The organism is Rhizobium sp. 01T437, assembly GCF_056398505.1.
This window is the reverse complement of the sequence record NZ_JBFTPM010000005.1, coordinates 1-21256: the sequence shown is the minus strand read 5'-3', so window position 1 is coordinate 21256 and position 21256 is coordinate 1. Positions and strand designations below refer to the sequence as shown.

At 60.1% G+C, this 21256-nt stretch carries 24 protein-coding genes; 10 read left to right on the top strand and 14 right to left on the bottom strand.

From position 1 onward, the window contains the following. The first annotated feature begins 97 nt into the window (after positions 1–97). Complete coding sequence (arfB, locus tag AC1DM5_RS11035; protein WP_310389852.1) at positions 98–535, top strand: alternative ribosome rescue aminoacyl-tRNA hydrolase ArfB; 438 nt, start codon at positions 98–100, stop codon at positions 533–535. Position 536: 1 nt separating this feature from the next. After that, entirely contained in the window at positions 537–1148 is a 612-nt protein-coding gene (locus AC1DM5_RS11030) for an alpha-ketoglutarate-dependent dioxygenase AlkB family protein (RefSeq protein WP_477819848.1), read from the top strand. 12 nt (positions 1149–1160) lie between these two features. Here the strand turns inward: AC1DM5_RS11030 and coaA are convergent, their stop codons facing one another. The 9 genes from coaA to hisB all read right to left on the bottom strand — a co-directional run bounded on the left by coaA (position 1161) and on the right by hisB (position 6587). Next, complete coding sequence (gene coaA / locus AC1DM5_RS11025; RefSeq protein WP_310389856.1) at positions 1161–2156, bottom strand: type I pantothenate kinase; 996 nt, start codon at positions 2154–2156, stop codon at positions 1161–1163. Next, positions 2153–2476, bottom strand: a complete 324-nt coding sequence (locus tag AC1DM5_RS11020; protein WP_477819847.1) for a phosphoribosyl-ATP diphosphatase — start codon at positions 2474–2476, stop codon at positions 2153–2155. Before AC1DM5_RS11020 ends, coaA begins: the two co-directional genes overlap by 4 nt. A gap of 16 nt (positions 2477–2492) precedes the next feature. Continuing rightward, positions 2493–3281 carry an imidazole glycerol phosphate synthase subunit HisF gene (gene hisF / locus AC1DM5_RS11015; RefSeq protein WP_113183711.1) on the bottom strand — a complete coding sequence of 263 codons (789 nt, stop codon included), beginning with the start codon at positions 3279–3281 and terminating at the stop codon, positions 2493–2495. Then, the gene (gene hisA / locus AC1DM5_RS11010; protein ID WP_477819846.1) at positions 3281–4027 is read right to left on the bottom strand and encodes a 1-(5-phosphoribosyl)-5-[(5-phosphoribosylamino)methylideneamino]imidazole-4-carboxamide isomerase; all 747 of its coding nucleotides are present in this window, start codon (positions 4025–4027) and stop codon (positions 3281–3283) included. Before hisA ends, hisF begins: the two co-directional genes overlap by 1 nt. A 5-nt stretch (positions 4028–4032) precedes the next feature. Beyond that, complete coding sequence (locus AC1DM5_RS11005; RefSeq protein ID WP_477819845.1) at positions 4033–4587, bottom strand: hypothetical protein; 555 nt, start codon at positions 4585–4587, stop codon at positions 4033–4035. Beyond that, complete coding sequence (locus AC1DM5_RS11000) at positions 4587–4769, bottom strand: hypothetical protein (RefSeq protein ID WP_477819844.1); 183 nt, start codon at positions 4767–4769, stop codon at positions 4587–4589. The genes AC1DM5_RS11005 and AC1DM5_RS11000 overlap by 1 nt, the downstream gene beginning before the upstream one ends. A gap of 68 nt (positions 4770–4837) precedes the next feature. Then, positions 4838–5488, bottom strand: coding sequence for an imidazole glycerol phosphate synthase subunit HisH (hisH, locus tag AC1DM5_RS10995; RefSeq protein ID WP_113322134.1), 651 nt, complete (start codon positions 5486–5488; stop codon positions 4838–4840). Further along, the gene (locus tag AC1DM5_RS10990) at positions 5488–5958 is read right to left on the bottom strand and encodes a DUF2628 domain-containing protein (protein WP_477819843.1); all 471 of its coding nucleotides are present in this window, start codon (positions 5956–5958) and stop codon (positions 5488–5490) included. Before AC1DM5_RS10990 ends, hisH begins: the two co-directional genes overlap by 1 nt. Positions 5959–5978: 20 nt before the next feature. Further along, positions 5979–6587 carry an imidazoleglycerol-phosphate dehydratase HisB gene (hisB, locus tag AC1DM5_RS10985; RefSeq protein ID WP_477819842.1) on the bottom strand — a complete coding sequence of 203 codons (609 nt, stop codon included), beginning with the start codon at positions 6585–6587 and terminating at the stop codon, positions 5979–5981. A 178-nt stretch (positions 6588–6765) separates the two neighbouring features. Here hisB and hslV point away from each other — a divergent pair, with 178 nt between their 5' ends. From hslV to AC1DM5_RS10955, 6 genes are all read left to right on the top strand, one after another. After that, positions 6766–7293: an ATP-dependent protease subunit HslV gene (gene hslV, locus AC1DM5_RS10980; protein WP_477819841.1), complete on the top strand. Its 528-nt coding sequence runs from the start codon at positions 6766–6768 to the stop codon at positions 7291–7293. Beyond that, positions 7280–7804, top strand: coding sequence for a GNAT family N-acetyltransferase (locus AC1DM5_RS10975; protein WP_477819840.1), 525 nt, complete (start codon positions 7280–7282; stop codon positions 7802–7804). Before hslV ends, AC1DM5_RS10975 begins: the two co-directional genes overlap by 14 nt. Continuing rightward, the gene (gene hslU / locus AC1DM5_RS10970) at positions 7801–9108 is read left to right on the top strand and encodes an ATP-dependent protease ATPase subunit HslU (protein WP_113183717.1); all 1308 of its coding nucleotides are present in this window, start codon (positions 7801–7803) and stop codon (positions 9106–9108) included. The genes AC1DM5_RS10975 and hslU overlap by 4 nt, the downstream gene beginning before the upstream one ends. Positions 9109–9293: 185 nt before the next feature. After that, positions 9294–10241: a DUF1402 family protein gene (locus AC1DM5_RS10965; RefSeq protein WP_477819839.1), complete on the top strand. Its 948-nt coding sequence runs from the start codon at positions 9294–9296 to the stop codon at positions 10239–10241. 45 nt (positions 10242–10286) lie between these two features. Next, positions 10287–11699, top strand: coding sequence for a cytochrome P450 (locus tag AC1DM5_RS10960; RefSeq protein ID WP_477819838.1), 1413 nt, complete (start codon positions 10287–10289; stop codon positions 11697–11699). An 89-nt stretch (positions 11700–11788) separates the two neighbouring features. Beyond that, positions 11789–13960: a malate synthase G gene (locus AC1DM5_RS10955; RefSeq protein ID WP_477974982.1), complete on the top strand. Its 2172-nt coding sequence runs from the start codon at positions 11789–11791 to the stop codon at positions 13958–13960. A gap of 79 nt (positions 13961–14039) precedes the next feature. On the opposite strand, the gene AC1DM5_RS10950 is transcribed toward AC1DM5_RS10955, so the two are convergent. Then, positions 14040–14723 (bottom strand): L,D-transpeptidase, encoded by a 684-nt coding sequence (locus AC1DM5_RS10950; protein WP_477819836.1) that lies wholly within the window; start codon positions 14721–14723, stop codon positions 14040–14042. Between the two features lie 2 nt (positions 14724–14725). Here AC1DM5_RS10950 and AC1DM5_RS10945 point away from each other — a divergent pair, with 2 nt between their 5' ends. Together AC1DM5_RS10945 and AC1DM5_RS10940 are read left to right on the top strand one after the other, a co-directional pair. Beyond that, positions 14726–14896, top strand: a complete 171-nt coding sequence (locus tag AC1DM5_RS10945; protein WP_477819835.1) for a hypothetical protein — start codon at positions 14726–14728, stop codon at positions 14894–14896. Positions 14897–14905: 9 nt separating this feature from the next. Next, positions 14906–15400: an MmcB family DNA repair protein gene (locus tag AC1DM5_RS10940; protein WP_477819834.1), complete on the top strand. Its 495-nt coding sequence runs from the start codon at positions 14906–14908 to the stop codon at positions 15398–15400. On the opposite strand, the gene AC1DM5_RS10935 is transcribed toward AC1DM5_RS10940, so the two are convergent. The 4 genes from AC1DM5_RS10935 to lhpI all read right to left on the bottom strand — a co-directional run bounded on the left by AC1DM5_RS10935 (position 15401) and on the right by lhpI (position 20893). Next, positions 15401–15979, bottom strand: a complete 579-nt coding sequence (locus AC1DM5_RS10935) for an ActR/PrrA/RegA family redox response regulator transcription factor (protein ID WP_025670009.1) — start codon at positions 15977–15979, stop codon at positions 15401–15403. It abuts the gene before it with no gap. Positions 15980–16046: 67 nt separating this feature from the next. Continuing rightward, positions 16047–17357 (bottom strand): ActS/PrrB/RegB family redox-sensitive histidine kinase, encoded by a 1311-nt coding sequence (locus AC1DM5_RS10930; protein WP_477819833.1) that lies wholly within the window; start codon positions 17355–17357, stop codon positions 16047–16049. Between the two features lie 126 nt (positions 17358–17483). Further along, positions 17484–19949: an ATP-dependent helicase HrpB gene (gene hrpB / locus AC1DM5_RS10925; RefSeq protein ID WP_477819832.1), complete on the bottom strand. Its 2466-nt coding sequence runs from the start codon at positions 19947–19949 to the stop codon at positions 17484–17486. Then, positions 19946–20893 carry a bifunctional Delta(1)-pyrroline-2-carboxylate/Delta(1)-piperideine-2-carboxylate reductase gene (gene lhpI / locus AC1DM5_RS10920; RefSeq protein ID WP_477819831.1) on the bottom strand — a complete coding sequence of 316 codons (948 nt, stop codon included), beginning with the start codon at positions 20891–20893 and terminating at the stop codon, positions 19946–19948. Before lhpI ends, hrpB begins: the two co-directional genes overlap by 4 nt. Between the last annotated feature and the right edge of the window lie 363 nt (positions 20894–21256).

Here is a 21256-nt window from a genome sequence, read left to right as displayed (position 1 = left end):
CGCCGGGTTTCCGGTCGCGCCAGCGCCGGGTTTTCGTCGCCCTTGCGCTGGATTTCACCCGCTTTCAATTCGCAGCCATTATGCGCTAGAAGGCGATATGGCCAGCGACGCGCTCTATATTAACGACAGGATCACCATCGCCGGATGGGAGCTGACGGAACAGTTCGTTCTGGCGGGCGGTCCGGGCGGTCAGAACGTCAACAAGGTGTCGACCGCCGTCCAGCTCTTCTTCAACATCCCGAACTCGCCCTCACTCAACGAGCGGGTCAAGGCCAATGCGATCAAGCTTGCCGGCAGGCGCATGTCGAAGGACGGCGTATTGATGATCGAGGCAAGCCGGTTCCGCAGCCAGGACCGCAACCGCGAGGATGCGCGCGAGCGGCTGAAGGAACTGGTCCTGGAGGCCGCCAAGCCGCCACCGCCACCGCGTAAGAAGACAAAGCCGACCAAGGGCTCGATTGAACGGAGGCTGAAGGAAAAATCCGGCCGTTCGGAAGTCAAGAAGATGCGCGGCCGGCCGGGCGGCGGAGAATGAAATGCCGGAACTCCTGAGCGGCGTCCGCCATCTTCCCGAATATCTGGATCGCGCCCGTCAGGAAGCGCTAGTGGGCATGATCAGGACTATAGTCGCTGAAGCGCCACTCTACGTGCCGGTCATGCCGGGCACCGGCAAGCCTATGTCGGTCCGGATGACCAATTGCGGCTCGCTCGGCTGGGTCACGGACAAGGAGCGCGGCTACCGCTACCAGCCGATGCATCCGGCGACCGGCAGGCCATGGCCGTCAATCCCTTCGGAATTGCTGGAAATCTGGAACGATGTTTCGGGCTATGACAAGCCGCCCGAAGCCTGCCTCGTCAATTTCTACTCTGATGAAGCGCGCATGGGCCTGCATCAGGATAAGGACGAGAACGACCTGAAAGCGCCGGTCGTCTCGATTTCGCTCGGCAATGCCTGCCTGTTTCGCGTGGGTGGAATGAACCGTAACGACAAGACCATGTCCTTCAAACTGTCGAGCGGTGATCTCGTCATTCTGGGTGGGGAGGGGCGGCTCTGCTTCCACGGCGTGGACCGCATCTACCCGGCCAGCTCGACGCTTCTGAAGAACGGCGGGCGCATCAACCTGACGCTTCGCCGCGTTAATCCCTAACCCACCAAAATCCTAGAGCTTGCGCAGTGCCACCTGCTCGATCAAGTGGTCCTTGCCCTTGCGCAGGATGAGATCCGCGCGCGGCCGTGTCGGCAGGATGTTCTGGCGCAGGTTCTTGAGGTTGATGTTCGCCCAGAGGTCCTCCGCGATCGCGATCGCTTCCTCATCGCTGATCGATGCGTAACGATGGAAGTAGGAATTCGGATCCCGGAAGGCCGTTTCCCTGAGCCGCATAAAACGCGTCACATACCAGTTGTGGATCTGGGTTTCCTCGGCGTCGATATAGATCGAGAAGTCGAAGAAGTCGGACACCATCGGGACGATCTTGCCGTCAGCTGGCAGATCGCGCGATTGCAGAACATTGATGCCCTCGAAGATCAAGATGTCAGGCCGGTCGACGATCTTATATTCGTCCGGCAGCACGTCATAGACGAGGTGCGAATAGGAAGGCGCCTTCACATCCGGCAGGCCAGCCTTGATCGCCGACAGGAAACGCAGGATCGCGCCCGTATCGTAGCTTTCCGGAAAACCCTTGCGCTGCATCAGGTTCTCGCGCTTCAGCACGGCATTGGGATAGAGGAAACCGTCCGTGGTGACGAGATCGACCTTGGGGCTGGAAGGCCACCGGCCGAGCAACTCTTTCAGGATACGCGCCGTGGTGGATTTTCCGACGGCCACCGAACCGGCAATGCCGATCACGAATGGCGTCTTCGTCACGTCCGACAGGCTGAGGAAACGGTTGCGCTGCTCGAACAGCAGCTGCGAGGATTCCACATGCGCGGAAAGCAGGCGCGAGAGCGACAGGTAGATGCGCCTGACTTCGTCGAGGTCGATCGGGTCGCCCATGGAGCGGAGCCGTTTGACCTCATCGGCCGTCAGCGTCATCGGCGTGTCGGCACGAAACTTCGCCCACTGTTTCGATGTGAAGAAGTGATAGGGGGAAAAGGATGCACTCTGGAAGTGATCCAGCTTTTCCGCCACTCCGATAATCTGTGTCGCGATGCTCATGAACTCTGCCGGATGGCCTTTTCCTTGAGGCCGGATTGCGCGGTCCTTCGCGCAAGTTCGGTCATGACATTCTCTAGCGGTATTTCAGCAATCTTCAATACGACCATTAGGTGATAGAGAACGTCGGCTGCTTCATAGGTGAGGTTATCGCGGTCGTTGGTGACGGCCGCCATGACAGCTTCGATCGCTTCCTCGCCGAGTTTCTTGGCTGCTTTCTGCTGGCCGCTGGCCACCAGCTTGGCGGTCCAGGATTCGTCCGGAGAGGCCTTCGCCCGTTCTTCGACGATCCGCTCAAGGTCGGAAAGGGAAAATCCGCTCATGATATTGCTTTCAAACTCAGTCGAGGCGCATCGCGATGCCGCGCTCAGACATATAGTGTTTTGCTTCGCCTACGGAATAGGTGCCGAAATGGAAGATTGATGCGGCAAGCACCGCATTGGCATGGCCTTCCTTCACACCGGCCACCAGGTCGTCGAGATCACCCACACCGCCCGACGCTATGACGGGCACACGGACGGAATCGGCAATCGCCCGCGTCAGCTCCAGATCGTAGCCGATCTTCGTGCCGTCGCGGTCCATGGAGGTGACGAGCAGTTCGCCAGCGCCGCGGGCGACCATCTTCTGGGCGAATTCCACCGCGTCGATGCCGGTCGCGTTGCGGCCGCCATGCGTATAGATTTCCCAGGCGCTGAGATTGTCGCCGCCGACTTTTTGCGTCAGCCGGCGCTTGGCATCGATCGACACGACGATGCACTGGTCGCCGAACTTGTCAGCCGCTTCGGCCACAAAATCCGGATTGTTGACCGCAGCCGAATTGATCGAGACCTTGTCGGCACCGCAAAGCAGCAGCTTGCGGATATCGGCAATGGTCCGCACGCCGCCGCCGACGGTGAGCGGCATGAAGCACTGCTCGGCCGTGCGCGCCACGACATCGAAGATCGTCTCGCGATTGTCCGAGGAGGCGGTGATGTCGAGGAAGCACAGCTCGTCGGCGCCGGCCGCATCATAGGCTTTCGCCGCCTCGACGGGATCGCCGGCATCGACCAGATTGAGGAAATTGACGCCCTTGACGACACGGCCGTCCTTGACGTCGAGGCAGGGGATCACGCGGGCTTTCAGGGTCATTATGTGGTCTCCTTTGCCCGTGCGGCCTTGATGAGATCGAGCGCCTCCTTGGGGTCGATCCGCCCATCATAAAGGGCCCGGCCGGAGATGGCGCCTTCAAGCTTGCGGGCGTCCGGCTGCAGCATGCGCTTGATGTCTTCGATCGAGGCGAGGCCGCCCGATGCGATGACCGGGATGGAGACAGCGTCCGCCAGCTCCAGCGTCGATGTCCAGTTGATGCCGGTCAGGATGCCGTCGCGATCGATATCAGTATAGATGATCGCGGCAACGCCAGCGCCCTCGAATTTCTTTGCGAGTTCGATAATGCCGAGTTCGGAAGCCTCCGCCCAGCCTTCGACGGCCACCTTGCCGCCTTTGGCATCGATGCCGACGGCGACACGGCCCGGAAATGTCTTGCAGGCTTCGATGACGAGCGCCGGGTCACGGACGGCAACGGTGCCGAGGATCACGCGACGCAGCCCGCGCGACAGCCAATTCTCGATATGCTCAAGCGTGCGGATGCCGCCGCCAAGCTGAACCGGATTTTTCGTGGCCTTGAGGATCGCTTCAACGGCGTCGCCATTAGCCGAATGTCCTGCAAAGGCGCCGTCGAGATCGACCACGTGCAGCCATTCGAAACCCTGCTCTTCGAAGGATTTCGCCTGGGCAGCCGGATCGGTGTTGTAGACCGTTGCCTGTTGCATGTCGCCGAGCTTCAGGCGAACGCATTGTCCACCCTTCAGGTCGATCGCGGGAAAAAGGATCATTCGTCTCAAGTCCGTAGCGTCGTGGGCACCATCAGTGCATTCCACGCATCTACGATATCCGAACGAAAAAAGACAGCGGCAATGGCGACCGCGGCAAAAAGCACGATCAGCAGCAGGATTACGGTGAAGGCCACTCGGACCTGTCGCCAGAAACCGGTGCGCTTCTTCACGGACTTTTCGATATCGCGCGCCTGCCGCAGCGCTTCGCTGTTGGTGGCCACGAGCTGGATCTGCGGCTCCATGGCTTCGACATAGGTATCGGCATAGCTCGAAAGGATCTGCGAGGCGCGGTCGCGCAGCGTGCTGCGCAGATCGGCCGAGAGGTAGTTGCTTGTCACCGCCGCGATTTCCACCTCGTTGGGCGAGCGGCCGGCATTGCGCTTGCGATGGCTGACGATGAAGTCGCGCTTCTGGCGCTCGTAAAGAGCATAGGCAAGCAGGCCGATCAGATCGTCTTCGCCTTCGATGTAGAATTCCAGCACCGCTTCGGCGAGATCGTCGGCGCTTATTTCGCCTGATCGCAGCCGTGAATTCTCGTTTCCTGGAAAGGTTTCCTGCATCAGCCGCCGAGCCTCTCTTTGAGTGCCTTGGCCGCGTTCGCGAGTGCTTTGCGATGTAGGGCCTCATCGACCTGGCGGATGATCGTCCCGCCGGGCAGCCTGATATCGACAAAAGGTGGCTGCCCCTCTCTGGAGGGTCGCAGCCTGTAGAATATCTTGCCTGATTTCCGCGAAGCCGGCATTGGGCGCGCTCCTGTAACTGCCCTTTCAATTAAAGGGGAAATAAGGCGCGCGTATTAAAAGCCAGCCTTTACGGCGCCCAGCGCAGGAAATTCGCGATCAACGCCAGCCCAAGCTTCTGGCTTTTTTCCGGGTGGAACTGGGAGCCGGCCATATTGTCCCGCCCGACAAAGGCCGTCATCGGCCCGCCATAGTCGGTGGTGGCAATGACGTCGCCGGCATTTTCGGCGGCGAGATGGTAGGAGTGCACGAAATAGGCGTGCAGGCCATCTGGCCCGGTTGGGATGCCGTCGAAAAGCGGATGTTCATGTTTCAGGTCGAGCGTGTTCCAGCCGATCTGCGGGATCTTCAGCTCTGGATCAGCAGGCGTCATCTCGACGACATCGCCCGGAATCCAGCCGAAGCCTTGGGTCGTCGTCTTCTCAAGACCGCGTGAGGACATGAGCTGCATGCCGACGCAAATGCCGAGGAATGGACGCGCCTTCCGCTCGACGCCTTCGAGCAGGGCTTCCGTCATGCCGGGCACGGCATCGAGCCCGCGACGGCAATCGGCATAGGCGCCGACACCCGGCAGCACGATACGGTCGGCCGCGGCAACGATCTCCGCCTTGTCGGTCAGATTGATCTCCGCCTCGATGCCGGCTTCGCGGGCCGCGCGCTCGAAAGCCTTGGTGGCCGAGCGCAGATTGCCAGAGCCGTAATCGATAATTGCGACGCGCATTATTTGCGTCCTCCATCAAAACCGAAGAGACCGAGGGACGTGGAATGGCTCTGCCGCGCTTGTGGGCCGGAAGCCTGGTTCCATTCGGGCGCTTTCAGAGCGGCGCCGGTCTCGATATTGGAAAAATAGATCTCTTCCGCAAGGTCGATCGAGGAAGCGCCGATCGCCGCCTCTTCCCGCCAGCCGCGGGAGGCGAGATTGCGGATGCGGAAATTCTGTCCTTCGAACCCGACGAACAGGTTGACCGCGAAGGCAAGTGCCATGCCCGCCGGCCCGAAGCCTGGCTCTTCCGTCAGCACGCCGCCGATCGCCTGTAGTGCGAAAGCAATGATCGCATGAAGCCAGAGGCGATGCGCAAGCAGCCAAATCCAGGGGAAGAGGAAGGCAAGCCACGAGAAACCATCGCGGATCGTGCGCGTGTCCTCGCGCTGACCATCAGGCGGAACAAGAAAAACGTAGCTGGATACCATCTGACGCTCCCTGCTGGGGCTCAGACGAGCGTGCCCTTCGTCGAGGGAACACGGCCCGCCTGTCTCGGATCGATCTCTGTCGCCGTGCGTAGAACGCGGGCGACGGCCTTGAAGCATGTCTCTGCAATATGGTGGTTGTTGGCACCATAGTGGTTGAGAATATGCAGGGTGATCCCGGCATTTTGCGCAAGCGCATGGAAGAACTCGCGCACGAGTTCGGTATCGAAAGTACCGATTTTTGGCGCGCTGAACGAGACGTTCCAGACGAGGAAGGGACGGCCGGAGAGATCGACAGCCGCCTTCGTCATCGTCTCGTCCATGGCGAGATCGATCGAGGCGTAACGCGTGATGCCGCGGCGGTCGCCGAGCGCCTTCGAAATCGCCTGGCCGATGGCGATGCCGGTATCCTCGACCGTGTGATGGTCGTCGATATGCAGGTCGCCCTTGGACCCGATTTCCATGTCGATCAGCGAATGTCGCGAAAGCTGTTCCAGCATATGGTCGAAGAAGCCGACGCCCGTCGAAATCGTCGATTTACCGGTGCCGTCGAGATTGACGGAAACGGAAATGGAGGTCTCGTTGGTCTTGCGGGAAACGCTACCCGTGCGGCTTGCTGCGGTCTCGGCCATATGGCTTTCTCCTTGAAATCAAGGTGGTTCTTTATCAGGCGCATTGCGAAATATCCAGAAGCGCGAGGGCAGAAAAGGCAGGCCATTTGCAATCGCGGCGGACCCTCTTACATAGGGTTGGACAGGGCCGATGTTCGGCCCGCTGTAACCGCCCGCGAGTTGGGGCAGCAGGTGTTTGATGACGACAATTATTACAGTTCGAAAAGGCGGCAAGGTCGTGGTGGCCGGCGATGGCCAGGTCAGCCTCGGCCAGACCGTCATGAAGGGTAATGCCCGCAAGGTCCGCCGCATCGGCAAGGGCGAAGTGATCGCCGGTTTCGCCGGAGCGACGGCTGACGCTTTCACGCTTCTGGAAAGGCTCGAGAAGAAGCTGGAGCAATATCCGGGTCAGCTGATGCGCGCCGCTGTCGAGCTTGCCAAGGACTGGCGCACCGACCGTTACCTGCGCAATCTCGAAGCCATGATGCTCGTCGCCGACAAAACGGTGACGCTCGCCATCACCGGCAATGGCGACGTGCTGGAGCCCGAGCATGGCGTCATGGCCATCGGTTCGGGCGGCAATTTTGCGCTTGCCGCAGCTCTTGCGCTTGCCGACACCGACAAGTCCGCTGAAGAGATCGCCCGCCGTGCGCTCGATATTGCTGCCGACATCTGCGTGTATACGAACCACAACGTCATCGTGGAAACGCTGGATGTCGAAGGCTGACAGCGTACCCCGATATACATTCCGCGATGTCGCTGACGGAGATTTTCCGCTTTTGGCGCGCTTGCTCGGTGAGCCGCATATTGCGGAATGGTGGGGCGCTGTTGACAAGGAGCTTGCTTCGATCAGGGAGTCTATGACGAGCGTGGAAACACGGCCGATGATCGTGGAACTGGATGGAGCGCCGATTGCGTATCTCCAGAGTTACGATCCGCATCTTGAAGAGGGCCATCCTTATCAGGATCAGCCGAAAGGCACGCTCGGACTGGATATTTCGATCGGCGATGCGGACTTGCTGGGCAAGGGTCACGGAAGCACGATTGTCAGGCAGATGGCTGCCGAACTTTTCGCTGCCGGCGCGACGCGGATCGTAATCGATCCCGATCCGGCGAATCCAAGAGCGATCCGCGCTTACGAAAAGGCAGGCTTCCGGCATTTCGACACGAGAACATCAATATATGGTCCAGCCCATTTCATGGTTATGGACCCACCCGAAGAAACGGATCTGATATGACTACTTTTTCTCCCCGCGAGATCGTTTCCGAGCTCGACCGCTATATTATCGGCCAGCATGAGGCCAAGCGCGCCGTGGCGATCGCGCTCCGTAACCGCTGGCGCCGTCATCAGCTCGATCCGAGCCTGCGCGATGAAGTCATGCCGAAGAATATCCTGATGATCGGCCCGACCGGCGTCGGCAAGACGGAAATCTCCCGTCGCCTCGCCAAGCTCGCCGGCGCGCCTTTCATCAAGGTCGAAGCCACGAAGTTCACCGAGGTCGGTTATGTCGGCCGCGATGTCGAGCAGATCATCCGCGATCTCGTCGAAGTCGGCATCGGCCTGGTGCGTGAAAAGAAGCGCGCCGAGGTTCAGGCCAAGGCCCATATGAGCGCCGAGGAGCGCGTTCTCGATGCGCTGGTCGGTGCGACGGCCTCGCCCGCGACCCGTGAAAGCTTCCGCAAGAAGCTGCGCAATGGCGAACTCGACGATAAGGAAATCGACATCGAAGTGGCCGATACCGGCTCCGGCATGGGCGGCTTCGATATCCCCGGCATGCCGGGCGCCAATATCGGTGTGCTGAACCTGTCGGAAATGTTCGGCAAGGCGATGGGCGGCCGCACCAAGAAGGTGCGCACCACGGTGAAGGCCTCCTACACCGATCTGGTCCGCGACGAGTCCGACAAGCTTATCGACAACGAAGTCATCCAGCGCGAGGCTGTGCGCTCGGTTGAAAATGACGGCATCGTCTTCCTCGACGAAATCGACAAGATCGCGGCCCGCGATGGCGGTGTTGGCGCCGGCGTTTCCCGCGAAGGCGTCCAGCGCGACCTGCTGCCGCTCGTCGAAGGCACGACGGTTTCCACCAAATACGGCCCGGTGAAGACGGACCACATCCTCTTCATCGCCTCCGGCGCCTTCCATGTTTCCAAGCCGTCGGATCTGCTGCCGGAATTGCAGGGCCGCTTGCCGATCCGCGTCGAGCTTCGTCCGCTGAACAAGGAAGACTTCCGCCGCATCCTGACGGAAACCGAGGCAAGCCTCATTCGCCAGTACAAGGCACTGATGGAAACCGAAAGCCTGACGCTCGATTTCACCGATGACGCGATCGATGCGCTCGCCGATGTCGCCGTCCATCTGAACTCCTCCGTCGAAAATATCGGCGCGCGCCGCCTGCAGACGGTCATGGAGCGGGTGCTGGACGACATCTCTTATAACGCACCGGATCGCGCCGGCACGGATGTGAAGATCGACGCCGCTTACGTACGCGAGCATGTTGGCGATCTCGCGCAGAATACTGACCTGTCGCGCTTCATCCTGTGATCGGGAAACATCGTTTCCTGTCTTTGCGCAGGTAATGCAAAAACTTTGACGATCTGAACTCTCGACAGCGGGCCTTTTACTTTTTAGTGAAAGGCCCGCTTTGTTTTTTGTACGGCTTTATTCGGACAAGATTCTGGTCCAGTCAGCCGCCACGAAGACGACAGGGAAAGACGGGAAAGCAGATCGTGCGACGCCTTTTGACAAGCCTTGTGATTGCCATGACCATTGCGGGCTCGGTTCCTGCGCTTGCGGCGCAGGCTGTTCCGCCCGGCAACCGTCATGCCGAGCAGCCGGATATTCCAGGCGCTTCGGTCCGCCGCACCAAGGGCACCAAGACGACCTTCGATATCAAATATGAGAAGGTGTACGACCTCCTGTCGACCGATCACGAGCTCCTCGGCAAGATCAAGAAGGTTTCGAACGCCTATGGCATCAATCCGATCCATGTGATCGGTGCGATCGTCGGCGAACACACCTACAATGTCGATGCCTATGACCGCCTGCAGGCCTACTACGTGAAGGCCGCTTCCTATGCCGGTGAGAGCTTCCGCTTTGCCTATGATGGCGAGAACGTCGACGATTTCGTCGACCGGCCGCAATTTGCCGCCTGCAACAGCAAGAGCGATTCCTACACGCTCTGGAGCTGCCGCGAGGATGTCTGGGAAAGCGATTTTCGTGGAAAGACCGTTGGCGGCAAGAGCTTCCCGAACAACCGCTTCAGCGCCGTCTTCTTCCAGCCCTTCTATGCAGGCCAGACCTTCGGCCTTGGCCAGGTCAACCCACTGACGGCGTTGATGCTGTCTGATCTCGTATCCCGCGTTTCCGGCTATCCGAAGCTCAACGAGAAGAATGCCGGCTCGGTCTACAAGGCGATCATGGACCCAGACATCTCGCTTGCCTTCGTCGCCGCCTCGATCCGCAGATCGATCGACGACTATAAGGAGATCGCCGGCATGGATATCTCTGACAATCCGGGCGTCACGGCGACACTCTATAATGTCGGCAATTCCCGTCAGCGCGCCGCAGCCCTTGCCGCCAGGAATCGTTCCTCCGGCACGACGGTCTGGCCGGAAGAAAATTATTACGGCTGGCTGATCAACGACAAACTGGACCAGCTCAAAGGCCTGCTCTAGTTTCAAGCCTGCCGGGACCGACATCTCCCGGGAAAGGCTATGCTGATGGACATGCGTCCGGACCCCTTCGTTCCGCCGGCACCGCTGCCGCGCACTGTGCCGCCGTCGCGGCTCGAGATCATCAGGACGATTTTCCGTAATCCGCTGGAGCTATGGGGCGAGCCGTCCTATACGCTGCCCTGGATCCGCACCAATTTCTTTGGCCAGAGAACGCTGATCGTCAACGATCCCGGCCTCATCAAACATGTGCTGGTCGATAACGCCAACAACTATCGCATGTCCGATGTCCGTCAGCTCGTCCTGCGCCCGATCCTGCGCGATGGGCTTCTGACTGCGGAAGGCCCTGTCTGGAAACGCTCGCGCAAGGCCGTCGCCCCCGTCTTCACGCCCCGGCATGCCAGGGGCTTTGCCAGCCAGATGCTGCGCCAGTCGGAAGATTACGCCCGCAAATATGCCGATGTCGGCGAGGCCGGCACGATTTTCGATATCAGCACCGACATGACGGAACTGACCTTCGCCATTCTCGCAGACACGTTGTTTTCCGGTGAGATCGTCACATCGAGCGGCCACTTCGCCGATGATGTCAACGAGCTGCTGCATCGTATGGGCCGCGTCGATCCGATGGATCTGCTGCGTGCGCCGTCCTGGGTTCCACGTGTGACGCGCATCGGCGGCCAGAAGGTCCTTGAGAAGTTCCGTGCCATCGTCCGCAACACCATGGATATGCGGCTTGCGAAGATGAGGGCCGACCGCAGCACGGCGCCGAACGATTTCCTGACCCTGCTGCTGGAGCAGGCCGGTCCCGATGGCCTGACGAAGGGGGAGATCGAGGACAATATCCTGACCTTCATCGGTGCGGGCCACGAGACAACCGCCCGCGCGCTCGCCTGGACGCTCTATTGCGTATCAAACAGCCCGCATATCCGCGAGGCGATGGAAGAGGAGATCGACAGGGTCCTCGCGTCAGGCGCAGAACCGGTCGAATGGCCGGATTTGATGCCACAGACCCGCGCCGCCTTCGAGGAGGCACTCCGCCTTTATCCGCCAGCTCCTTCGATCAATCGCGCTGCCATTGCAGATGATTCATGGACCAGCCCCAAGGGCGAGCGTGTCGAGATCAAGGCTGGCGTCACCGTGCTCGTCATGCCCTGGACGCTGCATCGCCATGAACTCCATTGGGATCGGCCGCGCGCCTACATGCCGGAACGATTCCTGCCGGAAAACCGTGCTTCCATCGGCCGTTTCCAGTTCCTGCCGTTCGGCGCCGGTCCGCGCGTCTGCATCGGCGCCACCTTTGCGCTTCAGGAAGCGGTTATCGCGCTCGCCGTCCTGATGCAGCACCACCGTTTCGATTCGACCGATCAGACGAATCCCTGGCCGGTGCAGAAGCTGACGACGCAGCCGCAAAACGGCCTTCCGATGCGCGTGACCCGCCGGACTGTTTCCAAGCCTGCATAAATCTTTCGAATTGTTGCTGAATTGACTGTGAATGAAAGCCGGGCAAAGTGGCAGCATGAAAAAAGCTGCCACTGCAAGGGAGACACAGCATGAGCCGTATTGAAAAGAATGGTCTCTTCATCGAAGCCGTCCTTCATGATTTCCTCGTGAAGGAGGTGTTGCCGGGCCTCGCAATCGATGCGGACAAGTTCTTCGCCGACTTCTCGGCGATCGTGTATGATCTGGCGCCGAAGAACCGTGCGCTGCTTTTGAAGCGCGACCAGCTGCAGGTAAACATCGACGATTGGTATCGCCGAAACGGCGCACCGACGGATATGGACGCCTATCAGTCCTTCCTGAAAGAGATCGGCTATCTCCTGCCCGAAGGGCCGGATTTTCAGGTTTCGACTGCCAATGTCGATGCCGAGATCGCCTCTCTTGCCGGCCCGCAGCTCGTCGTTCCCGTCATGAACGCCCGCTACGCATTGAATGCCGCCAATGCTCGCTGGGGTTCGCTCTATGACGCGCTCTATGGCACCGATGCCATCCCAGAAACGGACGGCGCCGAAAAAGGCAAGGGCTACAACCCCAAGCGCGGCGAAAGGGTCATCGCCTGGGTGCGCAATTTCCTCGATTCCGCCGTTCCCCTCGATGGCAGCTCCTGGAAGAATGTCGGCTCCTTCGTCGTCAAGAATGGTGCTCTGGCGATTGCTGCCGTCGATGGCAAAGCACTGGCGCTGAAGGATGCCGGGCACTTTGCCGGCTATCGCGGTGATGCGAACGCGCCGACCCATATTCTCCTGAAGAATAACGGCATCCATATCGAAATCGTGCTCGATGCCTCGACCGCGATCGGCAAGACCGACCCGGCCCATATTTCTGACGTCTGGCTGGAATCGGCCATCACCACGATCATGGACTGCGAAGATTCCATTGCGGCCGTCGATGCCGAGGACAAGGTCGTCGTCTACCGCAATTGGCTCGGCCTGATGAAGGGCGACCTGCAGGAGGAAGTGGCCAAGGCCGGTTCGACATTCGTTCGCAAGCTCAATCCGGATATCGCCTATACGGCGCCCGGCGGGCGGAGCTTCGAACTGCATCGCCGCTCTCTGATGCTGGTGCGCAATGTCGGCCACCTCATGACCAATCCGGCGATCGTCGATCGCGATGGCAACGAGGTTCCGGAAGGCATCATGGATGCCGTGATCACCGGCCTGACTGCGCTCAACGACGTCGGCCCATCGGGACGCCGCAAGAATTCGCGTGCCGGCTCCATGTATGTCGTCAAGCCGAAGATGCATGGCCCCGAAGAGGTCGCCTTCGCAGTCGAGATCTTCTCACGCGTTGAAGATGCCCTCGGCATGGCGCGCAACACCATCAAGATGGGTATCATGGACGAGGAGCGCCRCACGACGGTCAATCTCAAGGAATGCATCCGCGTTGCCCGCGAACGGGTCGTCTTCATCAACACGGGCTTCCTCGATCGGACAGGCGATGAAATCCACACTTCTATGGAAGCCGGCCCGATGATCCGCAAAGGAGACATGAAGCAGGCCGCCTGGATTGGAGCCTACGAAAACTGGAACGTCGATATCGGCCTCGAATGCGGCCTCTCCGGCCACGCGCAGATCGGCAAGGGCATGTGGGCCATGCCCGATCTGATGGCCGCGATGCTGGAGCAGAAGATCGCCCATCCGAAGGCCGGGGCTAACACCGCCTGGGTGCCGTCGCCGACGGCCGCCACTCTGCATGCCACGCACTATCACCAGATCAATGTCGCCAAGGTGCAGGAAGGCCTGAAAGATCGTACTCGCGCCAAGCTCGCCGATATTCTCTCGGTGCCTGTCGTTGTACGGCCGAACTGGACGCCGGAAGAAATCCAGCGCGAGCTCGACAACAATGCGCAGGGCATTCTGGGTTACGTCGTGCGCTGGGTCGACCAGGGCATTGGCTGCTCCAAGGTGCCTGACATCAACAATGTCGGCCTCATGGAAGACCGCGCCACACTGCGGATTTCCGCCCAGCACATGGCGAACTGGCTGCACCACAAGATCGTCACGAAGGAGCAGGTCGTCGAAACGATGAAGCGTATGGCCGCCGTCGTCGACCAGCAGAATGCCGGCGATTCGGCCTACATCCAGATGGCCGGAAATTTTGATGGTTCGATCGCCTTCCAGGCAGCACTCGATCTGGTCCTGAAGGGCAGGGAACAGCCGAACGGCTACACCGAGCCGGTCCTGCATCGCCGCCGCATCGAGCTCAAGGCAAAGCAGACCGCCTGAGCCTGAGCATGCCAGATACAAAAAGGCCGCCGGACGCAAAAGTCCGGCGGCCTTTTTTATACCGAATTCAGCTTTTAGCTTACTGGATAACGATGACCTTGGAGGTGGTCTTGCCCGGACGGACGCGGCTGTAGAGATCGATCACATCCTGGTTCATCAGGCGGATGCAGCCAGAAGAAGCGGCGGTGCCGATCGATGCCCATTCCGGGGTACCATGCAGGCGGAAGAGCGTGTCCTGGCCCTTATCGTTGAAGAGATACATGGCGCGTGCGCCGAGCGGGTTGGTGAGGCCTGGACCCATACCGTCTTCGACATACTTGGCGATTTCAGGACGACGGACGGCCATTTCCTTCGGCGGATGCCAGTTTGGCCATTCTTGCTTCCAGGCGACATAGGCCGTGCCGGACCATGCAAAGCCCTGCTTGCCGACGCCGATCCCGTACCGGACGGCCTTGCCGTTAGGCAGGATATAATAGAGGTGACGCTCGCGCGTGTTGACGATGATCGTGCCCGGACGTTCGTCGCTCTGGTAGCTGACGATCTGCCGGCGGAATTCCGGCTTGACGCGGTCGATCGGAATTGCCGGCAGGGAGTATCCGGCATCCGACGTGACACCATAGGCGTCATTGAAGATTTGTGCCGTCTGAACGGTCGGACCTGCGCCCTTGTCATCGACGGACGCGGATTCAGACGTCGTGGAGCAGCCGGCCAGTGCCAGGGTCGCCAGCAGGCCAAATACAGGGAATGCATTGCGGATGCGCATGGATGACTCGTGAAGGTTTTGGGGCAAGGGAGGATAGTCTTTCGACCATCGTTGCTTATGGTTTATTTTCGATTAACTTTGCCTTTGCAAGGCTGCTGCGGTGCGACAAAATCCATCTGCGCCGCAAATTAAAAGCGCATGGCTTTTTTGCAACAATGACCAAGGCCCCCTGACACTTATCCATGACGATTTTGAGCGTTTACAATAACAATCCGTTAATCGATGGCCGGCAATCGGACAGGGCCATGATGGTGCGCCGTGGCATGCAGATTTTGCTCCACGATATGCGCCACGCAGTGCTGCCGGAACTGCCTCTGGCGAGCGGCCGCCGGGCCGATTTGATTACCATCTCTGAAAAGGGAGAGGTCTGGATCATCGAGATCAAGACGTCGATCGAGGACTTTAAGGTCGATCGCAAATGGCCGGATTACCGTCTGCATTGCGACCGGCTATTCTTTGCAACACACAAGGATGTGCCTGTCGATATATTTCCAGAGGAGTGCGGCCTTTTTCTTTCAGATGGTTACGGGGCGCATATGCTGCGCGAAGCACCTGAACACCGTCTGCCGCCGGCGACCCGCAAGGCTGTAACGCTCAACTTTTCGCGCGCAGCCGCACAGCGGCTGATGATGGCCGAATGGGCAAACGGCAAGCCGTTCAACGTGGATAATGTCTGACTATTTCGGTGCGCGTTTGGCGAGGATGCGCTGCAGCGTGCGACGGTGCATGTTGAGCCGACGTGCCGTCTCAGACACGTTGCGCTCGCACATTTCGTAGACACGCTGGATATGCTCCCAGCGTACGCGATCCGCCGACATGGGGTTTTCCGGCAGTTCCGCCTTTTCCCCGGGCCGTTGAGTGAGTGCCGCAAACACATCATCGGCATCAGCAGGTTTCGCCAGGTAATCCACAGCCCCGAGCTTCACGGCGGTCACCGCAGTGGCGATATTGCCGTAGCCCGTCAGCACGATGATTCGCGTGTCGTCGCGGCGCTGGCGAATCGCCTCGATGACATCGAGACCGTTGCCGTCGCCGAGTCTTAAGTCGACCACCGCATATTTCGGCGGCCGGCCCTTGGACTTTGCCACACCTTCCGCCACCGATTCGGCCGTTTCCACATGAAAGCCGCGTGCCTCCATGGCCCGTGCCAAGCGACGCAGAAAGGGGCCGTCGTCATCGACGATCAGCAGGCTCGGGTCAGGCCCGATATGCTCCTCGTTGGAGCCGGCGGAAATCTCGTGGTTCTGATCTGTCATCGCTACGGTCCTGGCGGTTGAATGTCCGAATGCGTCAACCGCTTATATTCTGTTTATGCCCACAAAGTCATTTTGTCGAATTTGCGTCTATCAATACGCGTGGCCATTCGATTCGAATGCGAGCGCCGGCATTTTCCGGATCACGGTTTTCGAAAATCAAAGATGCGCCGGAGCGCTCCAGCAGCGTTTTGGCGATGAAAAGCCCCAGTCCCAGGCCTCCAGCCGTATCTTCCCTCTGCCGTTTCGTGACGTAGGGTTCACCGATCCGCGTCAGAATATCGGGCGCGTAGCCGTTGCCGTCGTCCTCGATGACGATGAGCACCTTTTCGTGATCGTGCTCGACCGTGACCGTCACCTTCTCCCGCGCATAGTCGACAGCGTTCTCGACGAGGTTGCCGAGCCCGTACATGATGCCGGCATTGCGGTCGGTAACAGGCTCGCCCCTGCGCGGGCTCTTCTCTATCAATTCCAGCTTGATGCCGAATTCGCGATGTGGCGCCACGATTTCCTCCATCATCGAGGAAAGGGGTAGCCGCCGCAGATGCGCCTCGCCCTCGGCAGAGAGCGTCGTCAGCCGGCGAAGGATGTCGCGGCAGCGCTCGCTCTGGCTGCGCAGAAGCTGCACATCCTCGCGGAACCGGTCGTCATTCTTGAGCTCGCGCTCCATCTCCTTGGCGACGACGCTGATGGTGGCAAGCGGCGTGCCGAGCTCATGCGCAGCAGCGGCCGCAAGCCCGTCGAGTTGGGATAGGTGCTTTTCCCGCTGCAGCACCAACTCAGTTGCCGCCAGCGCGTCGGCAAGCTGGCTTGCTTCCATCGACACCCGATAGGCATAGAAGGCGGCAAAGGCCATGGTCGAGGCGATCGAACACCAGACGCCGAACTGCATGACATTGTGCACGTTGATTTCCATCCCGTCGAACCACGGAAGCGGAAAGGGCGAGAAGGCAAGCACGGTAATGCAGACCATTGCAAAGCCGATCAATGCAGTGCTGTAGCGGATCGGCTGTGAGGCGAAGGAAATGATGACGGGAACGCAGACCAGTGCTGCAAAGGGATTGGCAAGGCCGCCAGTAATGAAGAGCAGCGCGCAGAGCTGCAGAAGGTCGAACCCCAAAAGCGCGAAAGCGGCACGCGGCTCAAGCCGGTGGGTCGGCGGATAGCGAATTGTCAGATAGAAATTCACCCCGGCGAGTGCGGCAATCAGCGAGCAGCTGGCAACCAGCGGCAGCGGGAATTTCAACAGGAACGCGACGATGAAGACTGTTACCGCCTGGCCGGTGACCGCCAGCCATCGCAACCGTACCAAAGTCTGCAGGCGTAGCCGGCGGCTGCTTAGCCTGTCTTCCTGTGTCTGGATTTCGGTCTTCTCAATCACGCCACACTCCTACAGCATCGGCCCGAAAATCGGAATCGATTTTTGGAACGCCTGATGCGTAGATTCAAAGAGTTAGAGTGTCCTTTGTGCGTCCGAATAGACGTACGGCGCTCCAACGCCGGCGGATTATGTACCACGGGGCTTTGCCCTTGTCGTCGGCGCTGCCTCATCAGGCTTTTCCGGCCAGGGATGTCTTGGATAGCGCCCCCGCATATCCGCGCGCACATCCTTCCACGAGCCCGCCCAGAAACCCGGCAGGTCGCGGGTCGTCTGGATCGGCCTGTGGGCCGGCGAAGTAAGCTCCAGCAGCAGAGGCAATCGTCCGCCGGCGATCGCCGGATGCTGCTTGAGACCGAAGAGCTCTTGTACCCGGATCGTCAGCGTCGGTTCTTCGCCGTCGTATTGGATAGGATGGCGTTGCCCCGTCGGCGCCTCGAAATGCGTTGGTGCAAGCCGTGCGAGATCGCGCTGCAGGTCGTGTGGCACGAGTGCCATCAGTCCGTTGGAGAGCCCGGAGGCGGAAATATCCGAAAGCCCTCGCGCGTCCATCTGGAAAGGGATGAACCAGTCTTCCATGCGGTCAAGCAGTGCTTCCTCGCTCATATCGGGCCATGGTTCACCGATCGTCCGGTGTAGGAAGCCGATCCGTTCCCGAAGCTGTAGAGCCTCCTTGGAAAAGGGAAGCTGATCGAGCCCCAGCTCCTGCAATCCTTGCGCAAGCGCCCGTACCACCGCCTCGCCCGACGGGCGCGGAAGCGGCGCTTCCTCGAAAACAATCGCGCCGAGTCTTGTGGCTCGGCGTGCCCGCACCTGCCGGCTCTGCCTGTCGAAAAAGGTCTGATCGTCCGTCCGGATTTCGCCCGGCAGCTCGGCTTCGATGTCGGCGCGGGAGACGTCCGCTGCCGCCAGAATTCTCCCCTGCGCAGCCCGACCCGTCAGATCGGCGATTACGAGCATCTGGCTGCCGGCCAGCCGCTCGGTCTCTGCAAGCTCGGCGCCTCGGCCGTTCGCCATGACATACCGCCCGCGCGCGCCGCGCTGAAGCGCGATTCGATCCGGGAACGCATGCAGCAGAAGCCTTCCTGCGAGCGCAGGTTCAGCACTCGAAACCTTATTGAGGCCTTCTGAGAGTCTTCCTGCGAGCCGTCTCGAAGCCTCGGCCCTTTCGCCTTTTTCACCTTTGAACCGTCGGAGACGCTCTTCCAGATCGATGCTGGTGCCGCCGAGCCCCTGCTCGGTCAGCAGCACGGATATCAGCGCCGCATCCCTGGCATGACCCGATTCGCCAGCCGAAACCACCATGGCAGCCAGCCGCGGCGGTAGGGCGAGGTCGCGCATTACCTTCCCTCGCGCCGTCAACGCGCCGTCTTTGTCCAGCGCCCCAAGCTGCACCAATAGCGCGCGTGCTTCCTTGATTGTCGTCTCCGGCGGCTGATCGACAAAAGCGAGCGATTTCGTATCCTGAACGCCCCAATGGGCGAGATCGAGCACGAGACCGGAAAGATCGCTCGAAAGAATCTGTGGTGGCGTGAAGGCCGGAAGTGCCGCGGTCTGGCCCTGATGCCATAGGCGGATCGCGATGCCAGGTTCTGTCCTTCCCGCGCGGCCGGCGCGCTGATCGGCCGAAGCGCGCGACACCCGCACGGTTTCCAGCCGCGTGATGCCCGTTGATGCCTCGAAGACTGGCAGTCGCTGCAGCCCGCTGTCGATCACGATCCGCACGCCGTCGATGGTGATCGACGTTTCGGCAATCGAGGTCGCAAGCACGATTTTGCGCGTGCTCGGTGCAGCAGGGCGGATCGCCGCATCCTGCTCCTTCTGGCTGAGATTGCCGTAGAGCGGTGCAATCAGCGTCTCGGCGCCGAACCGCCCCTCGAGCCGCTCTGCCGTCCGGGTGATCTCCGCCTGGCCAGGAAGGAAGGCGAGAATCGATCCGGATTCGCTCGCATGAAAACCGGCGATCGCCCGCACCATCGCCTCTTCAATTCGCTCGCCGCCCGGCCGGTCCTGATAACGGATATCAATCGGAAAGCTTCGCCCCGTACTCTCGATAACAGGCGGATGATTAAGCAGCGCAGCGACCCGTCCGACATCGAGCGTGGCCGACATCACAAGGATACGCAGGTCCTCGCGAAGCGCCGATTGAACGTCGAGCGCCAGCGCAAGGCCGAAATCGGCATCCAGCGACCGCTCGTGAAACTCATCAAAGATGACGGTCGAGATGTCAGAGAGTTCGGGATCATCGAGGATCATGCGGGCAAAGACGCCCTCGGTGACAACCTCGATCCGCGTCCTTGCCGATATCCGGTTATCCAGGCGCATGCGGTAACCGACCGTTTCGCCCACCTGCTCGCCGAGTAGGGACGCCATCCGGCTCGCCGCGGCGCGCGCCGCCAGCCGGCGGGGCTCCAGCAGGATGATCTTCCCGTCGTCGCGCCAGGCCTGGCCGAGCAGATGAAGCGGTACGAGCGTCGTTTTGCCGGCGCCTGGAGGAGCCGAAAGCACGGCTCGTTTCTCCTTGCCAAGCGCCGCGCTGATATCAGGCAGCACATGCGAAACCGGAAGCTCCGGCAAAGAAGGCGTCGTCTTCACTTTCGGTTCGTCACCATTTCATAGGCAAGGATGGCAGCGGCCAGATCCTCGAGCGCTGCGCCGACGGATTTGAAGAGGGTAATCTCTTGTGCATCTTTCCGCCCGTCACAGGCACCTGATATTAGCTCTGCCAGTTCACCGCGTATATCGCTCTCTTTCAGCAGCCCGCTCCTCAAAGGTTGGACGATGTCGCCGCCTTCGCTCAGCGCGCCTGCCCTCGTGTCAACATAGACGGCGGAGCGCAACACGGCCGCATCGTCACTCTCCCGCATGCTGGGCTTAAAGGCGCCAACCAGATCGAGATGGGCGCCGGGCCTCAGCCATTCGCCACGAACAAGTGGCTCACTGGAGAGTGTCGCACAGGAAATGATATCAGCTGTTCTTGCGGCCGCTTCAATATCGCTCACCGCCTCGGCCCGCAACCCAAGAGCCCGCGCTTCCTCCGCCGCCCTCTCTGCCGCCTCGCTATTGCGCCCCCAGATACGGTAGCGCCGGATCGACCTGACTGTCCCGTGTGCCTGCATGAGGTTAAGTGAAAGTCGGCCGGTGCCGCAGACCAGCATTTCTTCTGCATCTGTCCGGGAAAGATAGCGCGATGCCAAGGCCGAGGTCGCTGCCGTCCGCCGCGCCGTCAATTCTCCGCCCTCGATGACGGCCAGCATCTGTCCGGTTGCCGCAGAAGAAAGCAGATAGCTCCCGAAGATCGCAGGCAGGCTGCGACGAACATTGCCGGGAAACACCGAAACCGTCTTGATGCCCGTATATTGTCCGGGAAGCCAGGCCGGCATGAGCAGCAGGGTGGCATTCTCTTCTCCTGGAACCTCCATGTCGTGATGATGGCGGACGGGCATAACGCAATCACTTCGAAACATCGCTTCGATTGCATCGATGAGCTGCACCCAAGGCAGCGCTGACCGCGTCTGATCTTCATCGAGGACAAGCATTCCGAACTCCCCAAAGGCATGGATATATCCGTGTCAAACTACCGATCGGGACGGTTGAGGCAAGCGTCCTGGAAATCACCTGCACGCCGGCCCATATAAAGGCAGCACACGAAGCCGACGCTGATTGGCCGGAATCGGCGAAAGTCGATCCGAAACGGGGTGATTTGACGGGAAAATTCCTCCCTTCGACCGGAGGCCGTAAAACTGTCAACAAAATCAACATGTTACAAAAATGTCAAAAAAGTTGGTTGGGTGGTGTTGACTGTTTCGATGTGAGGGGATTATAAGCCCACTCACTGAACGAGGGCGGCGGCGCTGCTGGCGACGAAGTCTTTCGTTCTAAAGAAACTCAAGCGGATTGGC

Excerpts from the sequence above, each read along its gene's own strand:
- AC1DM5_RS10935 (WP_025670009.1), bottom strand. The coding sequence starts at position 15,979 with ATGACAGATCAGAACCACGAGATTTCCGCCGGCTCCAACGAGGAGCAT.
- AC1DM5_RS10960 (WP_477819838.1), top strand. The coding sequence starts at position 10,287 with ATGGACATGCGTCCGGACCCCTTCGTTCCGCCGGCACCGCTGCCGCGC.
- AC1DM5_RS10950 (WP_477819836.1), bottom strand. The coding sequence starts at position 14,723 with ATGCGCATCCGCAATGCATTCCCTGTATTTGGCCTGCTGGCGACCCTG.
- AC1DM5_RS10945 (WP_477819835.1), top strand. The coding sequence starts at position 14,726 with ATGACTCGTGAAGGTTTTGGGGCAAGGGAGGATAGTCTTTCGACCATC.
- AC1DM5_RS10975 (WP_477819840.1), top strand. The coding sequence starts at position 7,280 with ATGTCGAAGGCTGACAGCGTACCCCGATATACATTCCGCGATGTCGCT.
- lhpI (WP_477819831.1), bottom strand. The coding sequence starts at position 20,893 with ATGCTTGTCCTCGATGAAGATCAGACGCGGTCAGCGCTGCCTTGGGTG.
- hisA (WP_477819846.1), bottom strand. The coding sequence starts at position 4,027 with ATGATCCTTTTTCCCGCGATCGACCTGAAGGGTGGACAATGCGTTCGC.
- AC1DM5_RS10990 (WP_477819843.1), bottom strand. The coding sequence starts at position 5,958 with ATGGTATCCAGCTACGTTTTTCTTGTTCCGCCTGATGGTCAGCGCGAG.
- hisH (WP_113322134.1), bottom strand. The coding sequence starts at position 5,488 with ATGCGCGTCGCAATTATCGATTACGGCTCTGGCAATCTGCGCTCGGCC.
- AC1DM5_RS11030 (WP_477819848.1), top strand. The coding sequence starts at position 537 with ATGCCGGAACTCCTGAGCGGCGTCCGCCATCTTCCCGAATATCTGGAT.
- AC1DM5_RS11000 (WP_477819844.1), bottom strand. The coding sequence starts at position 4,769 with ATGCCGGCTTCGCGGAAATCAGGCAAGATATTCTACAGGCTGCGACCC.
- hslV (WP_477819841.1), top strand. The coding sequence starts at position 6,766 with ATGACGACAATTATTACAGTTCGAAAAGGCGGCAAGGTCGTGGTGGCC.
- coaA (WP_310389856.1), bottom strand. The coding sequence starts at position 2,156 with ATGAGCATCGCGACACAGATTATCGGAGTGGCGGAAAAGCTGGATCAC.
- AC1DM5_RS10940 (WP_477819834.1), top strand. The coding sequence starts at position 14,906 with ATGACGATTTTGAGCGTTTACAATAACAATCCGTTAATCGATGGCCGG.
- AC1DM5_RS11020 (WP_477819847.1), bottom strand. The coding sequence starts at position 2,476 with ATGAGCGGATTTTCCCTTTCCGACCTTGAGCGGATCGTCGAAGAACGG.
- hisF (WP_113183711.1), bottom strand. The coding sequence starts at position 3,281 with ATGACCCTGAAAGCCCGCGTGATCCCCTGCCTCGACGTCAAGGACGGC.
- arfB (WP_310389852.1), top strand. The coding sequence starts at position 98 with ATGGCCAGCGACGCGCTCTATATTAACGACAGGATCACCATCGCCGGA.
- hisB (WP_477819842.1), bottom strand. The coding sequence starts at position 6,587 with ATGGCCGAGACCGCAGCAAGCCGCACGGGTAGCGTTTCCCGCAAGACC.
- hslU (WP_113183717.1), top strand. The coding sequence starts at position 7,801 with ATGACTACTTTTTCTCCCCGCGAGATCGTTTCCGAGCTCGACCGCTAT.
- AC1DM5_RS11005 (WP_477819845.1), bottom strand. The coding sequence starts at position 4,587 with ATGCAGGAAACCTTTCCAGGAAACGAGAATTCACGGCTGCGATCAGGC.